General features: G+C 72.5%; 15 protein-coding genes. 9 read left to right on the plus strand and 6 right to left on the minus strand.

The features are described from left to right. From AB0O00_RS13585 to AB0O00_RS13595, 3 genes are all read right to left on the minus strand, one after another. On the minus strand, positions 1–1219 hold a 1219-nt coding region (locus AB0O00_RS13585; RefSeq protein WP_363651291.1), incomplete at its 3' end, for a BTAD domain-containing putative transcriptional regulator. Beyond that, complete coding sequence (locus AB0O00_RS13590; RefSeq protein WP_363651293.1) at positions 1216–1866, minus strand: TetR/AcrR family transcriptional regulator; 651 nt, start codon at positions 1864–1866, stop codon at positions 1216–1218. The genes AB0O00_RS13590 and AB0O00_RS13585, both read right to left, overlap by 4 nt. Continuing rightward, the gene (locus AB0O00_RS13595; protein WP_363651295.1) at positions 1863–2873 is read right to left on the minus strand and encodes a helix-turn-helix domain-containing protein; all 1011 of its coding nucleotides are present in this window, start codon (positions 2871–2873) and stop codon (positions 1863–1865) included. Before AB0O00_RS13595 ends, AB0O00_RS13590 begins: the two co-directional genes overlap by 4 nt. Before the next feature lie 333 nt (positions 2874–3206). Between AB0O00_RS13595 and AB0O00_RS13600 the strand changes: the two genes are divergently transcribed. Then, entirely contained in the window at positions 3207–4448 is a 1242-nt protein-coding gene (locus AB0O00_RS13600; protein ID WP_363651297.1) for a cytochrome P450, read from the plus strand. 82 nt (positions 4449–4530) lie between these two features. Here the strand turns inward: AB0O00_RS13600 and AB0O00_RS13605 are convergent, their stop codons facing one another. Beyond that, a complete protein-coding gene (locus AB0O00_RS13605) occupies positions 4531–5502 on the minus strand; it encodes an NAD(P)-dependent oxidoreductase (RefSeq protein WP_363651299.1) in 972 nt (323 codons plus the stop codon). A gap of 111 nt (positions 5503–5613) precedes the next feature. Here AB0O00_RS13605 and AB0O00_RS13610 point away from each other — a divergent pair, with 111 nt between their 5' ends. Continuing rightward, positions 5614–6381, plus strand: coding sequence for a glucose 1-dehydrogenase (locus AB0O00_RS13610; protein ID WP_363651301.1), 768 nt, complete (start codon positions 5614–5616; stop codon positions 6379–6381). Positions 6382–6402: 21 nt separating this feature from the next. Here the strand turns inward: AB0O00_RS13610 and AB0O00_RS13615 are convergent, their stop codons facing one another. Then, a complete protein-coding gene (locus AB0O00_RS13615) occupies positions 6403–7329 on the minus strand; it encodes a ScbA/BarX family gamma-butyrolactone biosynthesis protein (protein WP_363651304.1) in 927 nt (308 codons plus the stop codon). 111 nt (positions 7330–7440) lie between these two features. Here AB0O00_RS13615 and AB0O00_RS13620 point away from each other — a divergent pair, with 111 nt between their 5' ends. The 7 genes from AB0O00_RS13620 to AB0O00_RS13650 all read left to right on the plus strand — a co-directional run bounded on the left by AB0O00_RS13620 (position 7441) and on the right by AB0O00_RS13650 (position 17764). Continuing rightward, the gene (locus AB0O00_RS13620; protein WP_363651306.1) at positions 7441–8100 is read left to right on the plus strand and encodes a ScbR family autoregulator-binding transcription factor; all 660 of its coding nucleotides are present in this window, start codon (positions 7441–7443) and stop codon (positions 8098–8100) included. 227 nt (positions 8101–8327) lie between these two features. Next, the gene (locus tag AB0O00_RS13625; RefSeq protein ID WP_363651308.1) at positions 8328–8603 is read left to right on the plus strand and encodes a LysR family transcriptional regulator; all 276 of its coding nucleotides are present in this window, start codon (positions 8328–8330) and stop codon (positions 8601–8603) included. 225 nt (positions 8604–8828) lie between these two features. Beyond that, positions 8829–10226, plus strand: coding sequence for a class II 3-deoxy-7-phosphoheptulonate synthase (locus AB0O00_RS13630; protein WP_363651310.1), 1398 nt, complete (start codon positions 8829–8831; stop codon positions 10224–10226). A 224-nt stretch (positions 10227–10450) separates the two neighbouring features. Then, positions 10451–16798, plus strand: a complete 6348-nt coding sequence (locus tag AB0O00_RS13635) for a DNRLRE domain-containing protein (RefSeq protein ID WP_363651312.1) — start codon at positions 10451–10453, stop codon at positions 16796–16798. 72 nt (positions 16799–16870) lie between these two features. Then, complete coding sequence (locus AB0O00_RS13640) at positions 16871–17068, plus strand: hypothetical protein (RefSeq protein ID WP_363651314.1); 198 nt, start codon at positions 16871–16873, stop codon at positions 17066–17068. A gap of 205 nt (positions 17069–17273) precedes the next feature. Continuing rightward, positions 17274–17654, plus strand: coding sequence for a hypothetical protein (locus tag AB0O00_RS13645; protein ID WP_363651316.1), 381 nt, complete (start codon positions 17274–17276; stop codon positions 17652–17654). A gap of 11 nt (positions 17655–17665) precedes the next feature. Beyond that, positions 17666–17764, plus strand: coding sequence for a hypothetical protein (locus AB0O00_RS13650; RefSeq protein ID WP_363651318.1), 99 nt, complete (start codon positions 17666–17668; stop codon positions 17762–17764). 22 nt (positions 17765–17786) lie between these two features. On the opposite strand, the gene AB0O00_RS13655 is transcribed toward AB0O00_RS13650, so the two are convergent. Beyond that, the coding region (locus tag AB0O00_RS13655; protein ID WP_363651320.1) for an MAB_1171c family putative transporter at positions 17787–18297 on the minus strand (511 nt) is incomplete at its 5' end.

Raw genomic sequence — 18297 nt, forward strand, 5'->3', positions numbered from 1 at the left:
TGATGCCGATCGTCACCCGGGCCGCCGAAGTGGTCATCCGGCTGGTGCCGGGCACCCTGCGCGAGGCCTCGTACGCGCTCGGCGGCAGCCAGTGGTGCAGTTGCCCGCCGGGCCAGCGCTCGCGCAGCTCGTGCGCGGCGCGCAGGGCGAGGGCGGTCTTGCCGGTGCCGGGTCCGCCGAGCACGGTGACGACCCGTGGCGCGGCGGGAAGGCTCCCGGAGCCCTGCTCCAGCAGCCGCACCAGCTCGGCCAGTTCGGCCACGCGTCCGGTGAAGTCGGCGGTGTCCGGCGGAAGTTGCTCCACCGGCGGCCCGGCGACCGGCACCAGCACCGGTACCGGCGCCGGCGCCGGCTCCCCGGAGGCGGTGGCCCCGGCCAGCCCGGGCGAGTCGTTGAGGATGTCCTGCTGGAGCCGGCGCAGCTGGTCGGACGGCTCCATGCCGAGCTCCTCGACGAGGGCGCGGCGCAGCCGGGTGAAGGCGTCCAGGGCGGCGCTGCGCTGCCCGGAGCGGTGTGCGGCGAGCATCAGCTGCGCCGTGAACCGCTCGTGCAGCGGGTGCCGGGCGGCGAGCTGCCGGAGCTCGCCGACCAGGTCGCGGTGGTGGCCGAGCCGCAGTTCGGCCTCGATCCGCAGCTCCACCGCGCTCAGCCAGCCGTCGTTGACCTGCGGCAGCCTGGCGGCGAGCAGCGGTCCGGGCTCCACGTCGGTGAGGGACTCGCCGCGCCAGAGCCCGAGCGCGGTGCGCAGCATCGCGGCCGCTTCCGCGGCCTGCCCGCCGCCGAGGACGGCGCGGGCCCGGCTGACCTGCGCCTCGAACTCCCACAGGTCGAGCTCGTCGGCGGCCAACCGCAGCAGGTAGCCGCCGGGCAGCGTCTCCAGCCGCCCCTCGCCGGGCGCGCCCAGGTCCGGCGAGGCGTCCTGGAAGGCCCGGCGCAGCTGGTAGATGTACGTCTGGACGGTCTTGCGGGCGAGGCGGGGCGGCTCGTCCTCCCAGAGTTCCCTGATCAGTGCGGAGACCGACACCGGCCGGTTGGCGTGCAGCAGCAGTACCGCCAGCACCCGGCGGGCCATCGGCGCGCTAGGGGTGCGGTCCTGTTCCCCGATGCGCAGGCCGAGCGGGCCCAGCACGGTGACGCGTACGGCTCTCCGGGTGCTGTCCGCGCTGTCGTCGTGCTCCGCACCCGCCCCCGTCAGCGGCATCGATGCCTCCCCCGTCATTCGTGGTCCACCTGGTCGAGGACGGGCGGCCGGTCCGGCCATCCGTCGTTGTGCAGCCGTCGGACGGCTTCCGGCGCGAGGAGGGCGGGCAGCAGGATCTCCCACACGAGGGCGTCCCGGGCGGCGAGGCCCTCGCGGACGTCCGCCGTCGTCGCGGCGCCGGCGATCGTCGCCCACCCGCGCAGGATGGTGCCGAGCAGGACGGCGAGACGGTCCGGGTCCACGTGGGGCAGCAGGTCGCCCTCCTGTGCCGCCCGGTGCAGCAGCGGCACGACCGTGTGCAGCCAGATGGCGTGCCAGGCCGGCTGCGGCGCGTCCCGCTCCAGGCGGGCGGCGGCCCGCACGGTGACGCTCTCGCCGAGCAGCCCGCCGACCGTCCGCGTGGCGCCGATCAGGCCCTCCAGGGCCCCGGCCGCCTCGCAGCTCCGGTCGACGCCTTCGCGGACCTGGCCGGCGGCGGCGTCCACGACGGCCTTGGCCAGGTCGGCCTTGGAGTCGAAGTGGTAGGTGAGGGCGCCGCGGGTGTAGCCGGCGATGGTGCTGATCTCCACGAGCGAGGCGTTCTCGTATCCGTGACCTTCGAAGATGACGGCTGCGGCTCGCACCAGCGCCTCGTAGGTGCGCTGGGCGCGGATCTGGTTGTTCACGGTGTACTCCTCGCCGGGGCGGCAGGGGTCTGCGGGTGGATCGGGTCGGGGTGCCGGGCCGCGGCCCGCGCCTTGCGGACGTCCCGCGGGGCGATGCCGTAGCGGTCGCGGAAGAGCCGGCTGAAGTGCGAGGCGCCGTACAGTCCGGACCGCTCGCCGATGACCGAGACCGGCAGGTGGTCGAGGCCCGGGTCGGCGAGCTCCGCGCGGCAGCGGGCGAGCCGCTGGTCGCGGATCAGACGGGCGGGGCTGGTGCCGTGCTCCTGGAAGAGCTTCTGCAGGTAGCGCAGCGAGACGTTGTGACGGCGGGCCACGGTGACCGGGCTGAGCTCCGGGTCGGCGAGCCGCTCCTTGATGTAGCCCTGGATGTACAGCATCAGGGCCTGGCGCCCGCTCGCCGAGCCCTCGGCGAGGGCGCTCATCCGCTCGGCGAAGAGTGCGGCGACGAGTCCGGCGACGCTGCCGCCGAGCAGTTCGATGGCGGTGTCGACCTGACTCCCGTGCTGCTCCAGCCCGTCGAGCAGGCCGGAGGTCAGCGCGCCGATCCCCTTCTCCCCGCTCCAGGTCTTGCCGGTGAGCTGCCTGGCCTCGGCGGGGGTGACTCCCATCAGGCGGTGCGTCACCATCACCTCCACCATGCGGAACGGCCGCGGCATGACCACCTTGTACGGGCGGGTGCTGTCGAAGCAGATGAGCTGGGAGCCGCTGGCGGTGCCGTAGCGGCCGTCCTGGAAGACCTGGACCTCCCCCTCCAGGAGGCGGCAGATGCGCAGCCTTCCCGGCTGGTCCGGTTCGATCAGGCGTTGCGGGCGCACGAGTTCGTGCGGCCCGCCGGAGACCAGGCAGACCCGGACCTCGCCGAAGCTGTGCTGCTCGGTGGTGCCTTTGAGCTCCTCCGCATGACCCCTCACGATCTGCACGCTGCCGACCTGCGCGTCCCCGGGCGCGGGGAGCGCGTCGGCGGCTGCGGGCCGCCGGTGTCTGCGTCTGTCCTCTAGATCGAGCATGACCTTGGTTACCCCCGTACGTCCGGTCCGGCTGAACGTCACCATTCCAACATACCGGCATGGCGGTATCTAGTTGAATCGGATCCTTCGATGGGTCCGCGGCGCGCCACGCCCCGACCCGCCGGTCGGCCGGCCCGGCGCCGCACCCGCGCCACCACCCCGCGCACTTTCATACGTACACGGAATACAAGGCCGGGAAGTCGCCCCGAAAAGTCGCTTACCGCCGGAAGTAAGGGTTCCGCAAGAGTTCCAGACGGTCGATCACCTCACTTCCCCACAGGTCAGCGAGCCATTAACATGCCGTCACCTATCAATCACTGGGGGGGAACAGCCATGGAAAAGCCGACGTGCCCTTTCGCCATCGACCCGGCCGGGAGCGACGTCCACGGGGAGATCGAGAGAATCCGAAAGGAAGGACCGGCGGTCCGCGTCGAACTCCCGGGAGGCGTGGTCGTCTGGTCGGTCACCGGATACGCCGACATCAAGCGCCTCCTGACGAGCCCTCACGTCTCGAAGGACGCCTACCAGCACTGGCCCGCCTGGCAGGAGGGGCGCATCCCCGCCGACTGGCCGCTCGCCATCTGGGTGTCGGTGCAGAACATGGTCACGGCCTACGGCGCCGACCACACCCGGATGCGCGCGCCCATCGCCAAGGCCTTCACGCGGCACCGGGTCGAGGCCCTGCGCCCCCGCGTCGAGGAGATCACGGCACGGCTGCTCGACGCGCTGGCCGAGCGCCCGGCCGGCGCCGCGACCGACCTCCGCAAGGAGCTGGCGCACCCGCTGCCGCACCAGGTGATCTGCGAACTCTTCGGCGTCCCCGAGCAGTTGCGCGGCCGCCTGCAGACGATCATCAAGGGGTTCTTCGCCACCGACGCCACCCCCGAGGACGCCGTGCGCAACGGCACCGCGCTCTACACCACCATGGCCGAACTGGTCGCGCTCAAGCGGGAGGAGGACGCCGACGACCTCACCTGCGCACTGATCCACGTGCGCGACGACGAGGGGGCCCGGCTCAGCGAGAAGGAGCTCGTCGACAACCTCATCCTGCTGTTCACCGCCGGCTACGAGACCACGGTCAACCTGCTCGACCACGCGGTCCACCTCCTGCTGACCCACCCCGCGCAGCTCGCGCTCGTCCGCTCCGGCGGGGCGAGCTGGGACGACGTCATCGACGAGACCCTGCGCGTCGAGGCGCCCGGGATCCACTCGATCCTGCGGTACGCCGTCGAGGACGTGCCGGTCGGCGACGTGGTCATCCCCAAGGGCGACCCGATCATGATCGCCTTCGGCGCGGGCGGCCGCGACCCGCTCCACCACGGCGACGCGGCCGAACGGTTCGACGTCACCCGCGCCACCCGCCGCGACCACGTCGCCTTCGGACACGGCGTGCACTACTGCCTGGGCGCACCGCTGGCCCGGCTGGAGGCGGCGATCGCGCTGGAAGCGCTGTTCGAGCGCTTCCCGGACGCCGCGCTCGCCCAACTCCCCGGCGGCGAACCGGCGCGGCAGCCCTCCTTCATCTCCAACGGCCACCTGAGCCTGCCCGTGGTGCTCCGGCCCGCCACGGCGTGATGCCGATCTCCTTGTAACGCCAACGGCCCGGCCGGGCACGCGCTCGCGTGTCCGGCCGGGCCGTCCCGTGCACCGGCCCGTCTCAGCCGGCCGATCGCCACCTGTGCGCCAGGGCGCACCGGTACCAGGGCGCACACTCGGCGAACCGCTGCGCGAACCCGGGCCCCGGCGCCACGCCGGTGAGCCGCCACAGCTTCGAACTGTCGTAGTAATGGTCGACGGTCAGCAGCGACAGACGCCGCCGCCACACCTCGGGGTCGACCCCCCGGGCCTGCGCCATCAGTCGCGCGCTGGAGATCTCCCCGCGCGGCTCCGGCAGCTCTAACGACCTTGCGACCGCGGTCACCAGCTCCCTGACCGGCACCGGCTCCGGGTGCGCCGCGTGCAGCACCTGTCCCTGCGGCCACGGCGTGCGCTGCGCCACCAGGGCGACGACGGCGCGGGCCAGGTCCTCCACCGAGATCATCGAGGTGCGGGCGGCGGCCCCGTCCACCCAGTACGGGATCCGGGCGAGCATCTCGGCCACGGTCGGGATCACCCAGGTGTCCCCCTCCCCGTATACGAGGTGCGGCCGCAGCACCGTGCCGCCCGCCGCGAGGACCGCCCGCTCGCCCGCCAGCCGCGTGATGCTGGTGACCGAAGCCGGGTCCTCGGCCAACTCGCCCTCCGCCTCGCCGCGGTGCGCGCCGTCCCGGTAGACGGCCGCGGTGCCGAGCTGGAGGAAGCGCGACACCCCGGCCCGCCGCGCCTCGGCCACCAGGGCCCGGGTCCCCTCGGTGTTGACGGCACGGCAGGAGCGCTCGTCGCCGCCGATCTTCGCCGCGAGGTGGAGCACGGTGTCGACGCCGTCGCAGACTCCGGCCAGCTGCTCGGGCCGGCTCAGGTCCCCGTGCGCCAGGCTCACCTGCCCGTCCCACTCCAGGTCCGCCCCGACGGGGGTGCGGTGCACCAGCAGCCGCAGCCGGACGCCGGGCAGGTCCCGCAGCAGCCGGCGCGCGACCTGGCCGCCGACGAACCCGGTGGCACCGGTGACTAGGATCCGGCCACCCTTCATGACAACTCCTCAGTTCTCTTTCTCACCGGATGAATTGGATGTGCTCGGCAGCGTCGGAGCAGGCCGCCGGGGCGCCCGTCACGCGACGGCGGGGCGGTTACACTCGCCACCATGACCAGCATCAATGGCTTACTTGCCGGCCGGAGCGCACTGATCACGGGCGCCAGCAGCGGCATCGGCCGCGCCGCCGCCCACGTGTTCGCCCGCGAGGGTGCGGCCGTCACCCTGATGGCCCGCCGCGAACCCGAACTCAAGGACTTGGTCGACGAGTTGTCCGCATCGGGCCACCGTGCGCAGTACGCGGCCGGTGATGTGACCCGGACCGAGGACGTCGCCCGCGCCGTGGCCCTCGCGGTGTCCTCCTTCGGCCGGCTCGACGCGGCGTTCAACAACGCCGGCACCGCGGCGGTGCCGACCCCGCTGCACCTGACGGACACCGCGACGTACGACACCCTCATGGACGTCAACGTGCGCGGGGTCTGGAACTGCCTCCAGCACGAGATCGGCGCGATGCTGGAACACGGCGGAGCGATCGTGAACACCAGCAGCACCGCCGGCCTGGTGGCCACCCCCGCCGCCGCGCCCTACATCGCCTCCAAGCACGCCGTGATCGGGCTGACGAAGGCCGCCGCCAACGAGTACGCGGCGCAGGGCATCAGGATCAACGCGATCGCTCCGGGCACGACGAGGAGCGAGATGATCGCCCGATGGCTGGAGCTGGCGCCCGAGATGGAGGAGGCCCTGCGGGCGGCCGCGCCGCTGCCGCACATCGCGGCCCCCGAGGAGGTCGCGCAGGCCGCGGCCTGGCTGCTCAGCGACCGGGCCTCGTTCGTGGTCGGTGCGACCATGCCGGTGGACGGCGGCTGGACGGTCCGCTGACGGCCGTCCGTCCGTGCCCGGCTACGCGCCCGACGGCGACTCGGCCGCGCCGAGCATCCGCCCGTCGACCATGGCCATGAAGACGGACTTCTCGTCCTGCCGGCCGACGACGTGCACCGCGGTGTTGCCCTGGGCGTCGGCCGGCAGCCTCCGCACCTCCAGCACGCACGGCGCGTCGAACTCGACGTACTGCTGGAACAGCACCTCCAGGCCGAGGGGGTAGAAGCCGGGACCGGTCTCGGCGCGGGCCGCCTGGCAGACCGCCTCCAGCAGGACCATGCCCGGAAAGTGGTCGCCCGGGTGGTCGAAGAGCGACCTGTTCGCCCCGTCCGCCCGGAGCTGCCAGGCGCCGTCGCCGCCCCCGGCCGCGAGCACCACGTCCTGCGGGTCGCTGCGATCGACCAGCTTCGGGTCCAGCGGCGCTGCGGCAAAAGACAGTTGACGGTTGATCCGTTCGCCGCGCAGCCGCCGGTAGACGGCGGGCGCGGTAATGCCGAGGCGGCCGCCGCAGGTCGCGACCACCGTCCCGCCGATCCGCAGGACCAGGTGTGCGTGCATGCCGGCCAGCTTGCGGCCACGCATGAGCAGGTCGGTGAAGGTGACGTCCAGCTCCACCTCGGTGTCCTCGCCGGTGGCGAGGAGGTGGTCCGGATGCGATGTCATGCTGACGTCCCACATGACGAAGTGGTGCTCGAGCGGCACGTCGTACTCGGCGTGCGCGAGCAGGATCGACGCCTGCCGGACGGTCTCCACCAGCATCACCGGCGAGTGCCGTCCCGCGACCGGGGCGAAGAACCTGTCCCCCGCGGGCCACCGGGCCGCGACGGTGAAAGCGGCGTCCCCCGTGCGCCACCAGCCGGTCAGCAGGACGTTGGACGAGAGGGTCCGGTGGACCAGTTCTCTGGGTACGGTGCCGGTTCCGCGCAGGGCTGTGCTGCTGTGAGTCATTGATCCCCCATGGATAACGAGGCCTCCAGGGCCAGACGCCTTCCCGTTGCCGCTAACATACATGCATGGCGGTATGTAAGCTAGCGATCATGAGCAGAGAATCGAGGAAGAGTGTCACAGCGTGAACGTTCGGCGCGGACGCGCCGACTCATCATGGAAGCGGCCGGTGCGGTGTTCGCCGAGCGCGGGTACGAGGGCACCGCGATCTCGGAGATCTACAATCGCGTCGGCATGACGAAGGGCGCCTTCTACTTCCACTTCGCCGGCAAGCTGGAACTGGCCCAGGCCGTCCTGGCGAGCCAGGTGGACGAGGAGAGCGGCCCCATCGTGCCGCGCGAGCGCAAGCTCCAGGAGATGTGCGACGCGGGACTCGTCTTCGCGTACCAGCTCGCGAGGGACCCGATGCTCCAGGGCAGCATCCGGCTCTCCCTCGAACCGGGCATCCCCGGGCTCGACCCGCAACTCCCGTTCCGCAGCTGGATCGAGTTCAACCGCGCCGCCCTGACGGCGGCGCACGACAACGACGAGCTCCTGCCCGACCTGGACCTGCCGGCGATCGCCGAGATGTTCGTCGGCTGCTTCTCCGGGCTGCAGCTGCTCTCCCAGGCGATGGACGGACGCCAGAAGCTGGAGGAGCGGGTCGCCTTCTGGCTCTCCCAGGTGCTCACCTCGATCGCCCGCCCCGAGATCCGCGGCGAGATCGACCTCTCGCCCGGACGGGCCGCCGCCGTACTGGCGGAGGCGCAGGCCCTGCACGGCTCCGCCTCCTGACCACACCCGGCAGCGCCTGAGCGGACCCACGAGCGGCCGCCACCATCCACCTGACCGCCGCGACCCGGCCGGCCCGGTGGATGATGGCGGCATTCTCGGCCCACTGAAACATCCACGCATGCCGGTATTTGCCACCGCCACCAAATCTCGCACCGCCCTCACCACCGACCACCGCCCTCACCACCGCCCTCACCACCGCCCGCTCCACCACCGAAAAGAGTCCTGGCATGCAGTTCCAGCACTTGCGCGCCTTCCTGGAGGTCGCCGACGAACTGAGCTTCACGCAGGCCGCACGGAACCTGCACTACGCCCAGTCCAGCGTCACCGCCCAGATCCGCAGCCTCGAAGAAGCCCTCGGCACCCCGCTGTTCGACCGGCGCACACGCCGCGTGGAACTCACCGAGGCCGGCCGTCAGCTGCGCCCGTACGCCGAGCAGATCCTGCGCATCGCCGCCGTCGCCGAGGCCGCCTGCCGCGACGCAGGCGCCGCACGGGCGGCCTGACTCCCCCGGACGGCACGGCCGGATCTCCCCGCGCGTGATTCCGCAAGTTCCGGTGCGCGCCCGAGCCACTACGCACCCCGGAAGCTTCGTAGTGTCCCGGATCGAAGCCGTTTCGCCGCCGGGCGAAACAGCCGGCAGGACGTCCCCGAGGAGCACCCGGGTGGGCACTGCCGACGGCCCCTGCGCATTTCCGTGCGTCCGACACAGAATGAGGCACTGCCAACCATGAACGCTGCCCAATCCCTCAGGCCCCAGCCGGAGACCTGGCGCGGCTTGCCGGCCGCGCAGCAGCCCTCCTGGCCCGACCCCGGCGCACTGCGGACGGTGACGGAGGAACTCGCCGCCCTGCCACCGCTGGTGCTGGCGGGCGAGGCCGACCGGCTGCGCCGGCAGATCGGCGCGGTCGCCCGCGGCGAGGCCTTCCTGCTGCAGGGCGGCGACTGCGCCGAGACCTTCGACGCCCTGACCGCCGACCAGGTCCAGGGCAAGGTGAAGACCCTGCTCCAGATGGCCGCCGTGCTCACCTACGGCACCTCGGCGCCCGTGGTCAAGATCGGCCGGATCGCCGGCCAGTACGCCAAGCCGCGCTCCAAGCCGGTCGAGGTGCGCGACGGCGTCGAACTGCCGGTCTACCGCGGCGACGCCGTCAACGGCCTGGACTTCACGCCCGCCTCCCGGATCCCCGACCCGCAGCGCCTCAAGCGGATGTACCACTCCTCCGCGGCCACCCTCAACCTGATCCGCGCCTTCGCCGGCGGCGGGTACGGCTCCCTGCGCCAAGTGCACGCCTGGAACCAGGACTTCGTCGCCGGCTCGCCGGTCGGCCGGCGCTACGAGCGGCTCGCCCGGGGCATCGACGACGCCCTCGCCTTCGTCGCCGCGTGGGGCGCGGACCCGGGCGACCTCCACTCCACCGAGATCTTCGCCAGCCACGAGGCCCTGCTGCTCGACTACGAGGCGGCCCTCACCCGCACCGACGAGGGCACCGACCTGCCCTACGACACCTCCGCGCACATGATCTGGATCGGCGAGCGCACCCGCCAACTGGAAGGTGCCCACGTCGAGTTCGCCGCCCGGGTCAACAACCCGGTGGCGGTCAAGCTCGGCCCCGGCGTGACCCCGGACGAGGCGCTCGCCCTGGTCGACAAGCTCGACCCGCGGCGCGAGCCGGGCCGGCTGTCCTTCATCATCCGGATGGGCAAGGACAAGGTCCGCGACGTCCTGCCGGACCTGGTCGAGAAGGTCACCGCGAGCGGCGCCCAGGTCGCCTGGATCACCGACCCGATGCACGGCAACACCTTCGAGGCCCCCAGCGGCCACAAGACCCGCCACTTCGACGACATCCTCGACGAGGTCACCGGCTTCTTCGAGGTCCACAAGGCCCTCGGCACCCACCCGGGCGGCATCCACGTCGAGCTGACCGGCGACCACGTCACCGAGTGCGTGGGCGGCGGCAACGGCCTCGCGGTCGCCGACCTGCACCGCCGCTACGAAACGGCCTGCGACCCCCGCCTGAACCGCCACCAGTCGCTGGACCTGGCCTTCCGCGTCGCGGAGCTGTACAGCGAGCGCACCACGGCGGCCCCCACCCCCCTCACCTCCCCGATCGGCATCGCCGCCTGAAACTCCTGCGGCGGCCCGGACCTCCCCCGCCGGGCCGCCGCAGGCGCCTGCGTTTCGACGTTCCCCGAGAACGGTGAATCGATCACAGGTGGATCAAGATTGCCTTTCCATTGCAGTTCCTTGACTCCTGATTGCCTCGATGTGTCGTCATATGTCGATCTTGTCCGTCCATACGATCCGTATGCGAGCTGTCGCAGTGACGGCTTGTCGACAAGGAGTCATAAATGCACAGGCACATGCCGGCCAGGGTGGTGAGCGGCTCACTCGCCCTGGCGGTGGCGGTCTCCCTCCTGGCGGGTTCGGAGGTCGCCTTCGCGGCGGCACCGACGTCGGGCGGGGGCGGCGCGAGCGCTGCCGGAGCCGTGGTCGAGACGGCTGTTGACATACCATCGGCCCGCGTCGCGGCCCGGCTCTCGGGCCGGCGGGTCGAGGCCCTCTCCGAGCGGACCGAGACCTCCACGACGTGGGTGAACAAGGACGGGTCGCTCACCACGGAACTCAGTGCGGGCCCGATCCGCTTCCGGCGCGACGGCGTTCAAGACGAACAAGCCGGCAAGGCCGCAGGGAGCGGCAAGAACACCGGGAAGAACACCGCCGAGGGCAAGGAAGCTTCCGCCGCCGACTGGGTGGACGTGGACCTCGCCCTCCAGGCGGGCGCCGACGGTTCGGTGGCCCCCAAGGCGCACCCCAACGGCCTCAAGCTGGCCGGGTCCGGCGGCACCCGCGCCCGGTCGTACGCCGAGTCGCAGTCCGGCACGGGCGAGGACCGCACCCTGGTCACCCTCGGCCGGGGCGAACAGCAGGTCGAGCTGCAGTGGAAGGGCGGCCTGCCGAGGCCGGAGCTCGACGGCACCAAGGCCGTCTACCGGGACGCCATCAGCGACGGCGCCGCGGACCTCGTGGTGGAGGCCACCCGGACCGGCTTCGAGCAGTACACCGTCCTCAAGCAGCGCCCCAGCGCGGCGGGTTACTCCTACACCATGCCGCTCAAGGCCAAGGGGCTGAAGGCCGAGGCGCAGCCGGACGACAGTGTGGTGTTCACCGACGCCGCGTCCGGCGAGCAGCGCGCCATGCTGCCCGCCCCGGTGATGTGGGACTCCACCGTCGACGACATCGCCGGTGCCCGCAGCCGCAAGGCCAAGGTAGACCTGAAGGTCGTCCAGAACGGCGACGACATCGACCTGGTGTTCACCCCGGACGCGGCCTTCCTGGCCGACCCGCGGACGAAGTACCCGGTGACGGTCGACCCGTCCACCACCGGCCTGGGCAACGTCTTCGACACCTACGTCCAGAAGGGCGAGACGGTCGACTGGTCGGCCGACACCGAGCTCGACCTGGGCAACCCGGGCACCAAGAACGCCGACGGCACCTCGCGCGAGGCCCGTTCCTTCATCACCTGGGACACCGCGCCGATCGCCGACGCGCTGGTGATGAACGCGCAGCTGTCGCTGTGGAACTTCCACGCCGGCAACAGCGACTGCCAGCCGTACGCCTGGGAGGTCTGGGACACCGGCCGGCCGTCCACCGCCTCCCGCTGGAGCGCCCAGCCGTCGTGGAACGCCAAGAAGGCGACCTCGACGGAGACCAGGGGCCGGGACGCCTGCGGCGGTGACGGCTGGGTCAACGCGGACGTCACGAACCTCGTCCAGACCTGGACGTCGGCGAAGAACAGCCTGTCCAGCATCGGCCTGCGCGCGCCGGACGAGGTCAACACCAAGTACTGGAAGCAGTTCAACTCGGCCAACGCGGCGGGCAACGTCCCGAAGCTGACGGTGACGTACAACTACCGCCCGCGCACCGGCACCGACCAGCAGGCCGGGTCGCCGTTCTACCGGGACGCGGCCGGGACGTGGTGGGTCAACTCGACCACCCCGACGCTGCGCGACACCTTCGTCGACCCGAACAACGACAAGGTCGACGGCACCTTCCAGATCTTCGACAACGACACGAACGCGCAGGTCGGCAACGTCCTGGTGTCGCCGTACGTGCCGAGCGGCTCGCCCGCCTCGGTGAAGGTCCCGGCCGGGCTGCTGGCCAACGGCAAGACCTACCGGTTCCGCACGTCGCCGTACGACGGCACGCACTACAACAACACCTGGTCGCCGTGGGCGTACTTCACCGTGGACACCTCGGCGCCCTCCGCGCCGAGCGCGGTGGGTTCGACCGACTACCCGTCGGGCCAGTGGGTCAAGGGCGCCGGACAGAGCGGCGTCTTCACGGTGACCCCGTCGGCCGGCGACCAGAGCGCCCTGGAGTGGACGCTCGACGGCACCAACTGGACCAGGGCCGCCACCGGCGGCACCACCACGCCGGTCGCCCTGACCGTCACCCCGGCCAAGGCGGGCACCAACACCCTCCAGGTGCGGGCGGTGGACCGGGCGGAGAACAAGTCCGAGGCCGTCTCGTACACCTTCCAGGTCGGGGCCGGCGGCGTGACGGCGCCCAACGACGGCACCCGCACCGCCGCCCGCGTCCCGCTGGTCGCGGAGGCGGACGGCAGTAAGTACGACCAGGTCGCCTTCTCGTGGCGGCGCTCCGACGCCGACGCGTGGACGCCGGTCCCGGCCGGTGACGTCGCGGGCGGCGGTACCGCGCTGGGCTCCTGGCCGGTCGCGCTGACCGGCGGGAAGAGCCCCGCGCTGACCTGGAGCGCCACCAGCACCGTCAGCCCGGACGGCACCGTGCAGGTCCGCGCGGACTTCACCGGCCCGAACGGTGCGGCGGTCTCCACCGAGCCGGTCAAGGTCGTCGTCGACCGCAAGGCGGGCGGCGCGGCCACCCGGAAAGTCGGACCGGGCGAGCTGAACCTGCTCACCGGCGACCTGACCGTCCCGGCCACCGACGTCTCGGTGTTCGGCATGACGGTCGGCCGCACCAGCTCCTCGCGCGACCCCAAGGCCGCCGCGAACAAGGACGGCCAGGCGCCGATCTTCGGCCCGAACTGGACCTCCGGCGTCTCCTCGAACGTCTCCGCCTCCTCGTACACCGAGATCCGCAGGACCTCGGCTACCTCGCTCGACGTGGCCACCGCCGAGGGCGGCACGGTCTCCTTCACCGCCAACGCGGCCGGCAACGGCTGGGTGCCCGAGCCCGGCAGCGAGGAGCTGACCCTCAAGGGCTCGTTCGCGGGCGGGGACTTCACCCTCTCCGACACCGAGGGCAGCGTCACCACCTTCGCCAAGGTCGACCCGGCCGCCGCGACCTGGACGGTGACCTCCAGCCTGCTGGACGGCCTGGCGAACACCACCACGACGGTGGTCTCGGAGAAGACCGTGGCCGGCGGGAAGACCCTCGCCCGGCCCAGGTACGTGATCGCCCCGACCTCCGCGGCCACGGCCGCGGCCTGCGCCGCGGACGTCACCACCAAGGGCTGCCGCGTCCTGGAGTTCGTCTACGCCACCACCACGACCACCACCGGCACCGCCAACGCCGACCAGTTCGGCGACTACGCCGGTCAGGTCGTCTCGGTCAAGCTGTGGGCCACCGCCCCCGGCGCAGCCGCGTCCACCGCCACCGACGTCGCCACCTACCGGTACGACACCACCGGCGCGCTGCGCCAGGAGTGGGACCCGCGCCTGGACCAGGCCGCCCGGACCACGTACTGGTACTACGGCGAGCCCGGCCTGGACGGTCAGCTGTCCTGCATCCAGCACGGCGGCAAGACCGCCACCTGCATGGACTACCGCAACGTGCCGAGCAGCCCCGCGGCCGGCGACGGCATGCTCACCAAGGTCCGGCACGACACCCTCGCGCCCGGAACCACCGGCACCGTCAACGGCACCGCCGCCACCGTCGTCGTCTACGGCGTCCCGACCACGGGCCCCAAGGCACCCGAGGACCTCTCCGCCGCGGCCGGTGCGGCCTGGGGCCAGACCGACCTCCCGACCGACGCCACCGCGGTCTTCCCGGCCGACCAGGTCCCCGCGTCCAGCAACGGCGCGGAACTGAACGCGGGCGACTACACCCGGGCGACGATCGGCTACCTGAACGCCTCCGGCCGCCAGGTCGACACCGTCGCGCCGGGCCACCGGGTCGCCACCACCGAGTACGACAAGTGGGGCAACGCGGTCCGCACCCTGACCGCCGCCAACCGCGAACTCGCCCTCGGCGCCACCGACGAGGCCAAGGCCCAGCTCGCCGACCTCGGCATCGACACGCTCCCCCCGGGCGAGCGCGCCAAGCTGCTGTCCACCACCACCGCGTACAGCGAGGACGGCCGGCGCGAGACCGAGTCCGCGGGCCCGCTGCACCGGGTCACCCTGGCCGCCGACGTCGTCAGCGGCGGCGCCACCGTGGCCAGGTCCGGAACCCAGACGACCGCCCGCACCCGTACCGTCAAGACCTACGACGAGGGCCGCCCGACCGACGGCACCGCCAAGGTCAAGGACCAGGTCACGACGGCCGTCACCGGCGGCGCGCTGCGCGCCTGGCCGGACGTCTTCGCCGAGACCCGCACCGACAAGAGCGTCTACGACTGGGCACTCGGCGTCCCGACCAAGAAGATCCAGGACGCCGGCGGTCTCGACCTGACCACCACCACCGGCTACGACGCCCAGGGCCGGATCACCTCCCAGTCCCTGCCCGCCTCGGGCGGCACCGACGCCGGCACCAGGACCACGGGCTACTGGACCGCCACCGGCACCGGCACCTGCGCCGGCCGCCCGGAGTGGGCCGACCTCGTGTGTCAGACCGGCCCGGCCGGCGCGATCACCGGCGGCGGCGCCAACCCGGCGCAGCTGCCCGTCAAGACCGTCCAGTACGGCCTGTTCGGACAGACCGCGCAGACCGACGAGACGGCGGGCGGGGTCACCCGGACGACCGTGATCACCTCGGACGGCGCCGGCCGCCCGGTCACCACCACGGTCAGCGGCGGCGTCGGCCCGGCCGCCCCGGCCACCACCGTCGGCTACGACCCGGCCACCGGCCAGGTCGTCAAGCAGACCTCCGCCACCGGCGGGACCATCACCAAGGCGTACGACGACCTCGGCCGCCTGATCTCCTACACCGACGCCGACGGCGCCACCACGACCACCGAGTACGACGCGCTCGACCGGCCCACCAAGGTCACCGACAGCTCGCCGTCCACCACCACCTACGGCTACGACACCGCCGCCGAACCGCGCGGCCTGGCCACCTCGGTGACCGACTCGGTCGCCGGCACCTTCACCGCCCGCTACAACGCGGACGGCAAGGTCACCTCCCAGGGGCTGCCCGGCGGCTACACCAGCACCGACCGGATCGACCCGGCCGGCACCGCCGTCACCCGCACCCACACCCGCACCAGCGACGGCGCCGTGCTGGTCAACGACGCCGTCACCGAGACCGTCCACGGCCAGTGGGCCACCCACACCGGCACCCCCGGCGTGACCGCGGCCCAGACCTACGCCTACGACCGCGCCGGGCGCCTGACCCAGGTGCGCGACACCTCGACCGACGCCGTCTGCACCACCCGCACGTACGGCTTCGACACCAACACCAACCGCACCGGCCTGGCCACCGCCACCGCACCGCGCGGCCAGGAGTGCTCGACGAACGGGGCCAGCACCCAGACCAGCACCCAGACCAGCACCTACGACAGTGCCGACCGCCTGGTGAACCCGGGCTACGCCTACGACGCGTTCGGCCGCACCACCACCCTGCCCGGCAGCACGGTCGGCTACTACAACACCGACCTCGTGCAGCAGCAGACCACCGGCTCCAGCCGCTACACCTGGACCCTCGACTCCGCCCAGCGCCTGCGCGGCTGGACCACCGAGACCAACTCCGGCACCGCGTGGACGGTTTCCGGCGGCCGGACGAACCACTACGGCTCCGACGGGGACAGCCCGCGCTGGATCGCGGTGGACGGCACGGCCTCGCGCAACGTCACCGGGGCCACCGGTGACCTCGCCGCCGTCACCACCGGCACCGCGGTCACCCTCCAACTCGCCAACCTGCACGGCGACGTGACGCTCCAGCTCCCGCTGGACACCGCCCTCGCGCCGACCGTCCTGGACTACGACGAGTACGGCCAGCCGCGGGCCGGCCAGCCCGCCGTCCGGTACGGCTGGACCGGCGCCAAGCTGCGCTCCGCCGACACCCCCGGCGGCGGCCTGGTCCTGATGGGCGTGCGCCTCTACAACGGCGCCACCGGCCGCTTCCTGTCCACCGACCCGGTCTACGGCGGCAACGCCAACGCCTACGACTACGTCTTGGCCGACCCGCTGAACCGCTACGACCTCGACGGCAACATCTGCTGGAGCTGCGGCTGGAAACGGACCAAGTCCTTCGCGCGCAAGACCTGGAACGAGAACAAGCAGACCATCATCACCTGGGGCGTCGGCATCACCGTCGCGGGCGGCTGCACCATCCTCACCGGCGGCGCGGGCGCGGCCGGCTGCGCCTACCTCGGCGGTGCCGTCGGCGGCGCCGTCGGCTACCGCTACGGGTACAGCGGGCGCCGCAGCTACGGCGGCTACGCCCGGGCGACCATCGTCGGCTCCGTCACGGCGGGCTTCGGCGGCGGCGCCTTCTTCCGCGGCTTCCGCTTCTTCCGCGGCGGCGGCGGACACCGCGGCGCATGGGGCTGGTGACAGCCGCTCGCCCACGGGTCATTACCATCACTTTGCCGACCATTGAGCCGTTCCCGGAGGATTGAGGTACCTGTGAACCGATACGGGAAGGCCGCCCTGGCGACACTGGGCTTCCTGCTGCTCGTCATCGCCGTGCTCGCCCTGCTCACCCTGGCACCCTCCGACTCCGACCTCGGCTCGATCCTGCACACAGCCGGCGGCGGCCTACTGGCAGGCCTCACCCTCGCGTGGGCCCTCTACCTGAAGAAGACCCTCCGCACCCCCCAGTAACCCCCTGCCCCCAACCAACGGGGCCGGGCCCTCACCTACCCAACCAGGCGAGGGCCCGGCCCCGTTCGCACACCGACCCCGCCAGACACCCCTGTCCCTGCTGGAGGAGCTGAGCCACGGCGTACAGGCCGGCACCGTCATTCGGATCGAGCCGGCCGCACTGGACCCGGCCGCCGTCACCGCCCTCCTGGGCCATCAGGGCCGGATGCCCGCCGACGGCCCGCTCGACGCCGTCGAGACGTGTCCGACGCCGGTCCCCGACATCGCCGACATCGCAGGCATTGCAAGCGCCGCAAGCACCGCCCTCGTACTGGGCGCGGCTTCGACAGCGGCGGTCCACGGCCCCGCCACTGCCATGGCCCAGCTGGACTCGGCCCTGCACCTGGCCCGTCACTACGGCACCCTCCGGCTCGTCGAGGAGGCCCTGCGGGAACAGGAGAAGCTGGCGGCCGGAACGACCCGGGCCGCCCTTCCCCCGTCGGGCCGACAGCAGCCGCTGGGCCTGCTCACCGAGCGCGAGCGCGAGATCGCCCGGCTGGTCGGTGCCGGCGGCACCAGCCGCCAGGTCGCCCACAGCTCGTGCTGAGCGCCCGCACCGTGGAGACGCACCTGCAGCGGATCTACCGCAAGCTCGACGTACCCTCACGAGCCGCACTGGCCCGCCTGGTCGAACGGGAGCTGCACAGCCCGGGGTAGGCCGGGGAGGAGCCGTCCGGCCTCACCCGGGGACGCGGTTCAGCTCGTCGCGCACCCGGCTGCGAACGCCGGCCACAGCCGGGGACGTGGTGAAGGCATCCGCCACCTTGACCAGCCAGGCGACCTCCTCATCGATGCCGACCTGTCCCTCGGACGGGACGTATCCGGCCGACGGTTCGGCGGGGTAACGGTGCCCGGCCTCGGCCGCCTCCAGGGCGGCGGCGATGCCCGCCGCCTCCACGGTCACGGCCGCCTCATGCCGCCGGCGGAAGCGCACGCCGCCGGTGCTCGCGGTCAACTCGGCGACCCACGACGGCACCTGCGGGTGCACGTACGGACGGAGCGCGAGCTGGCCGTCCCGGATCTCGATGATGCGACGGTAGAGCGCGAACCGCGCACCGTGCGGCGCGCGCCGCCCCACCCGCGCGGCGTCCGGCAGCAACTCCACCGCCGGCACCGTCGCCCGCAGCGCCGACCACAGCGGCTCCAGCCGGCGATACGCGTACCGGGCGCGCAGCGGTCGCCACCACCTC

It is taken from the genome of Kitasatospora sp. NPDC093558 (genome assembly GCF_040683475.1).
In the GTDB taxonomy this organism is placed as follows: domain Bacteria; phylum Actinomycetota; class Actinomycetes; order Streptomycetales; family Streptomycetaceae; genus Kitasatospora.

Coding starts and splice junctions, on each gene's coding strand:
- AB0O00_RS13625 (WP_363651308.1), top strand. CDS start 8,328: ATGCAGTTCCAGCACTTGCGCGCCTTCCTGGAGGTCGCCGACGAACTG.
- AB0O00_RS13615 (WP_363651304.1), bottom strand. CDS start 7,329: ATGACTCACAGCAGCACAGCCCTGCGCGGAACCGGCACCGTACCCAGA.
- AB0O00_RS13595 (WP_363651295.1), bottom strand. CDS start 2,873: ATGCTCGATCTAGAGGACAGACGCAGACACCGGCGGCCCGCAGCCGCC.
- AB0O00_RS13605 (WP_363651299.1), bottom strand. CDS start 5,502: ATGAAGGGTGGCCGGATCCTAGTCACCGGTGCCACCGGGTTCGTCGGC.
- AB0O00_RS13645 (WP_363651316.1), top strand. CDS start 17,274: ATGCCCGCCGACGGCCCGCTCGACGCCGTCGAGACGTGTCCGACGCCG.
- AB0O00_RS13630 (WP_363651310.1), top strand. CDS start 8,829: ATGAACGCTGCCCAATCCCTCAGGCCCCAGCCGGAGACCTGGCGCGGC.
- AB0O00_RS13610 (WP_363651301.1), top strand. CDS start 5,614: ATGACCAGCATCAATGGCTTACTTGCCGGCCGGAGCGCACTGATCACG.
- AB0O00_RS13635 (WP_363651312.1), top strand. CDS start 10,451: ATGCACAGGCACATGCCGGCCAGGGTGGTGAGCGGCTCACTCGCCCTG.
- AB0O00_RS13600 (WP_363651297.1), top strand. CDS start 3,207: ATGGAAAAGCCGACGTGCCCTTTCGCCATCGACCCGGCCGGGAGCGAC.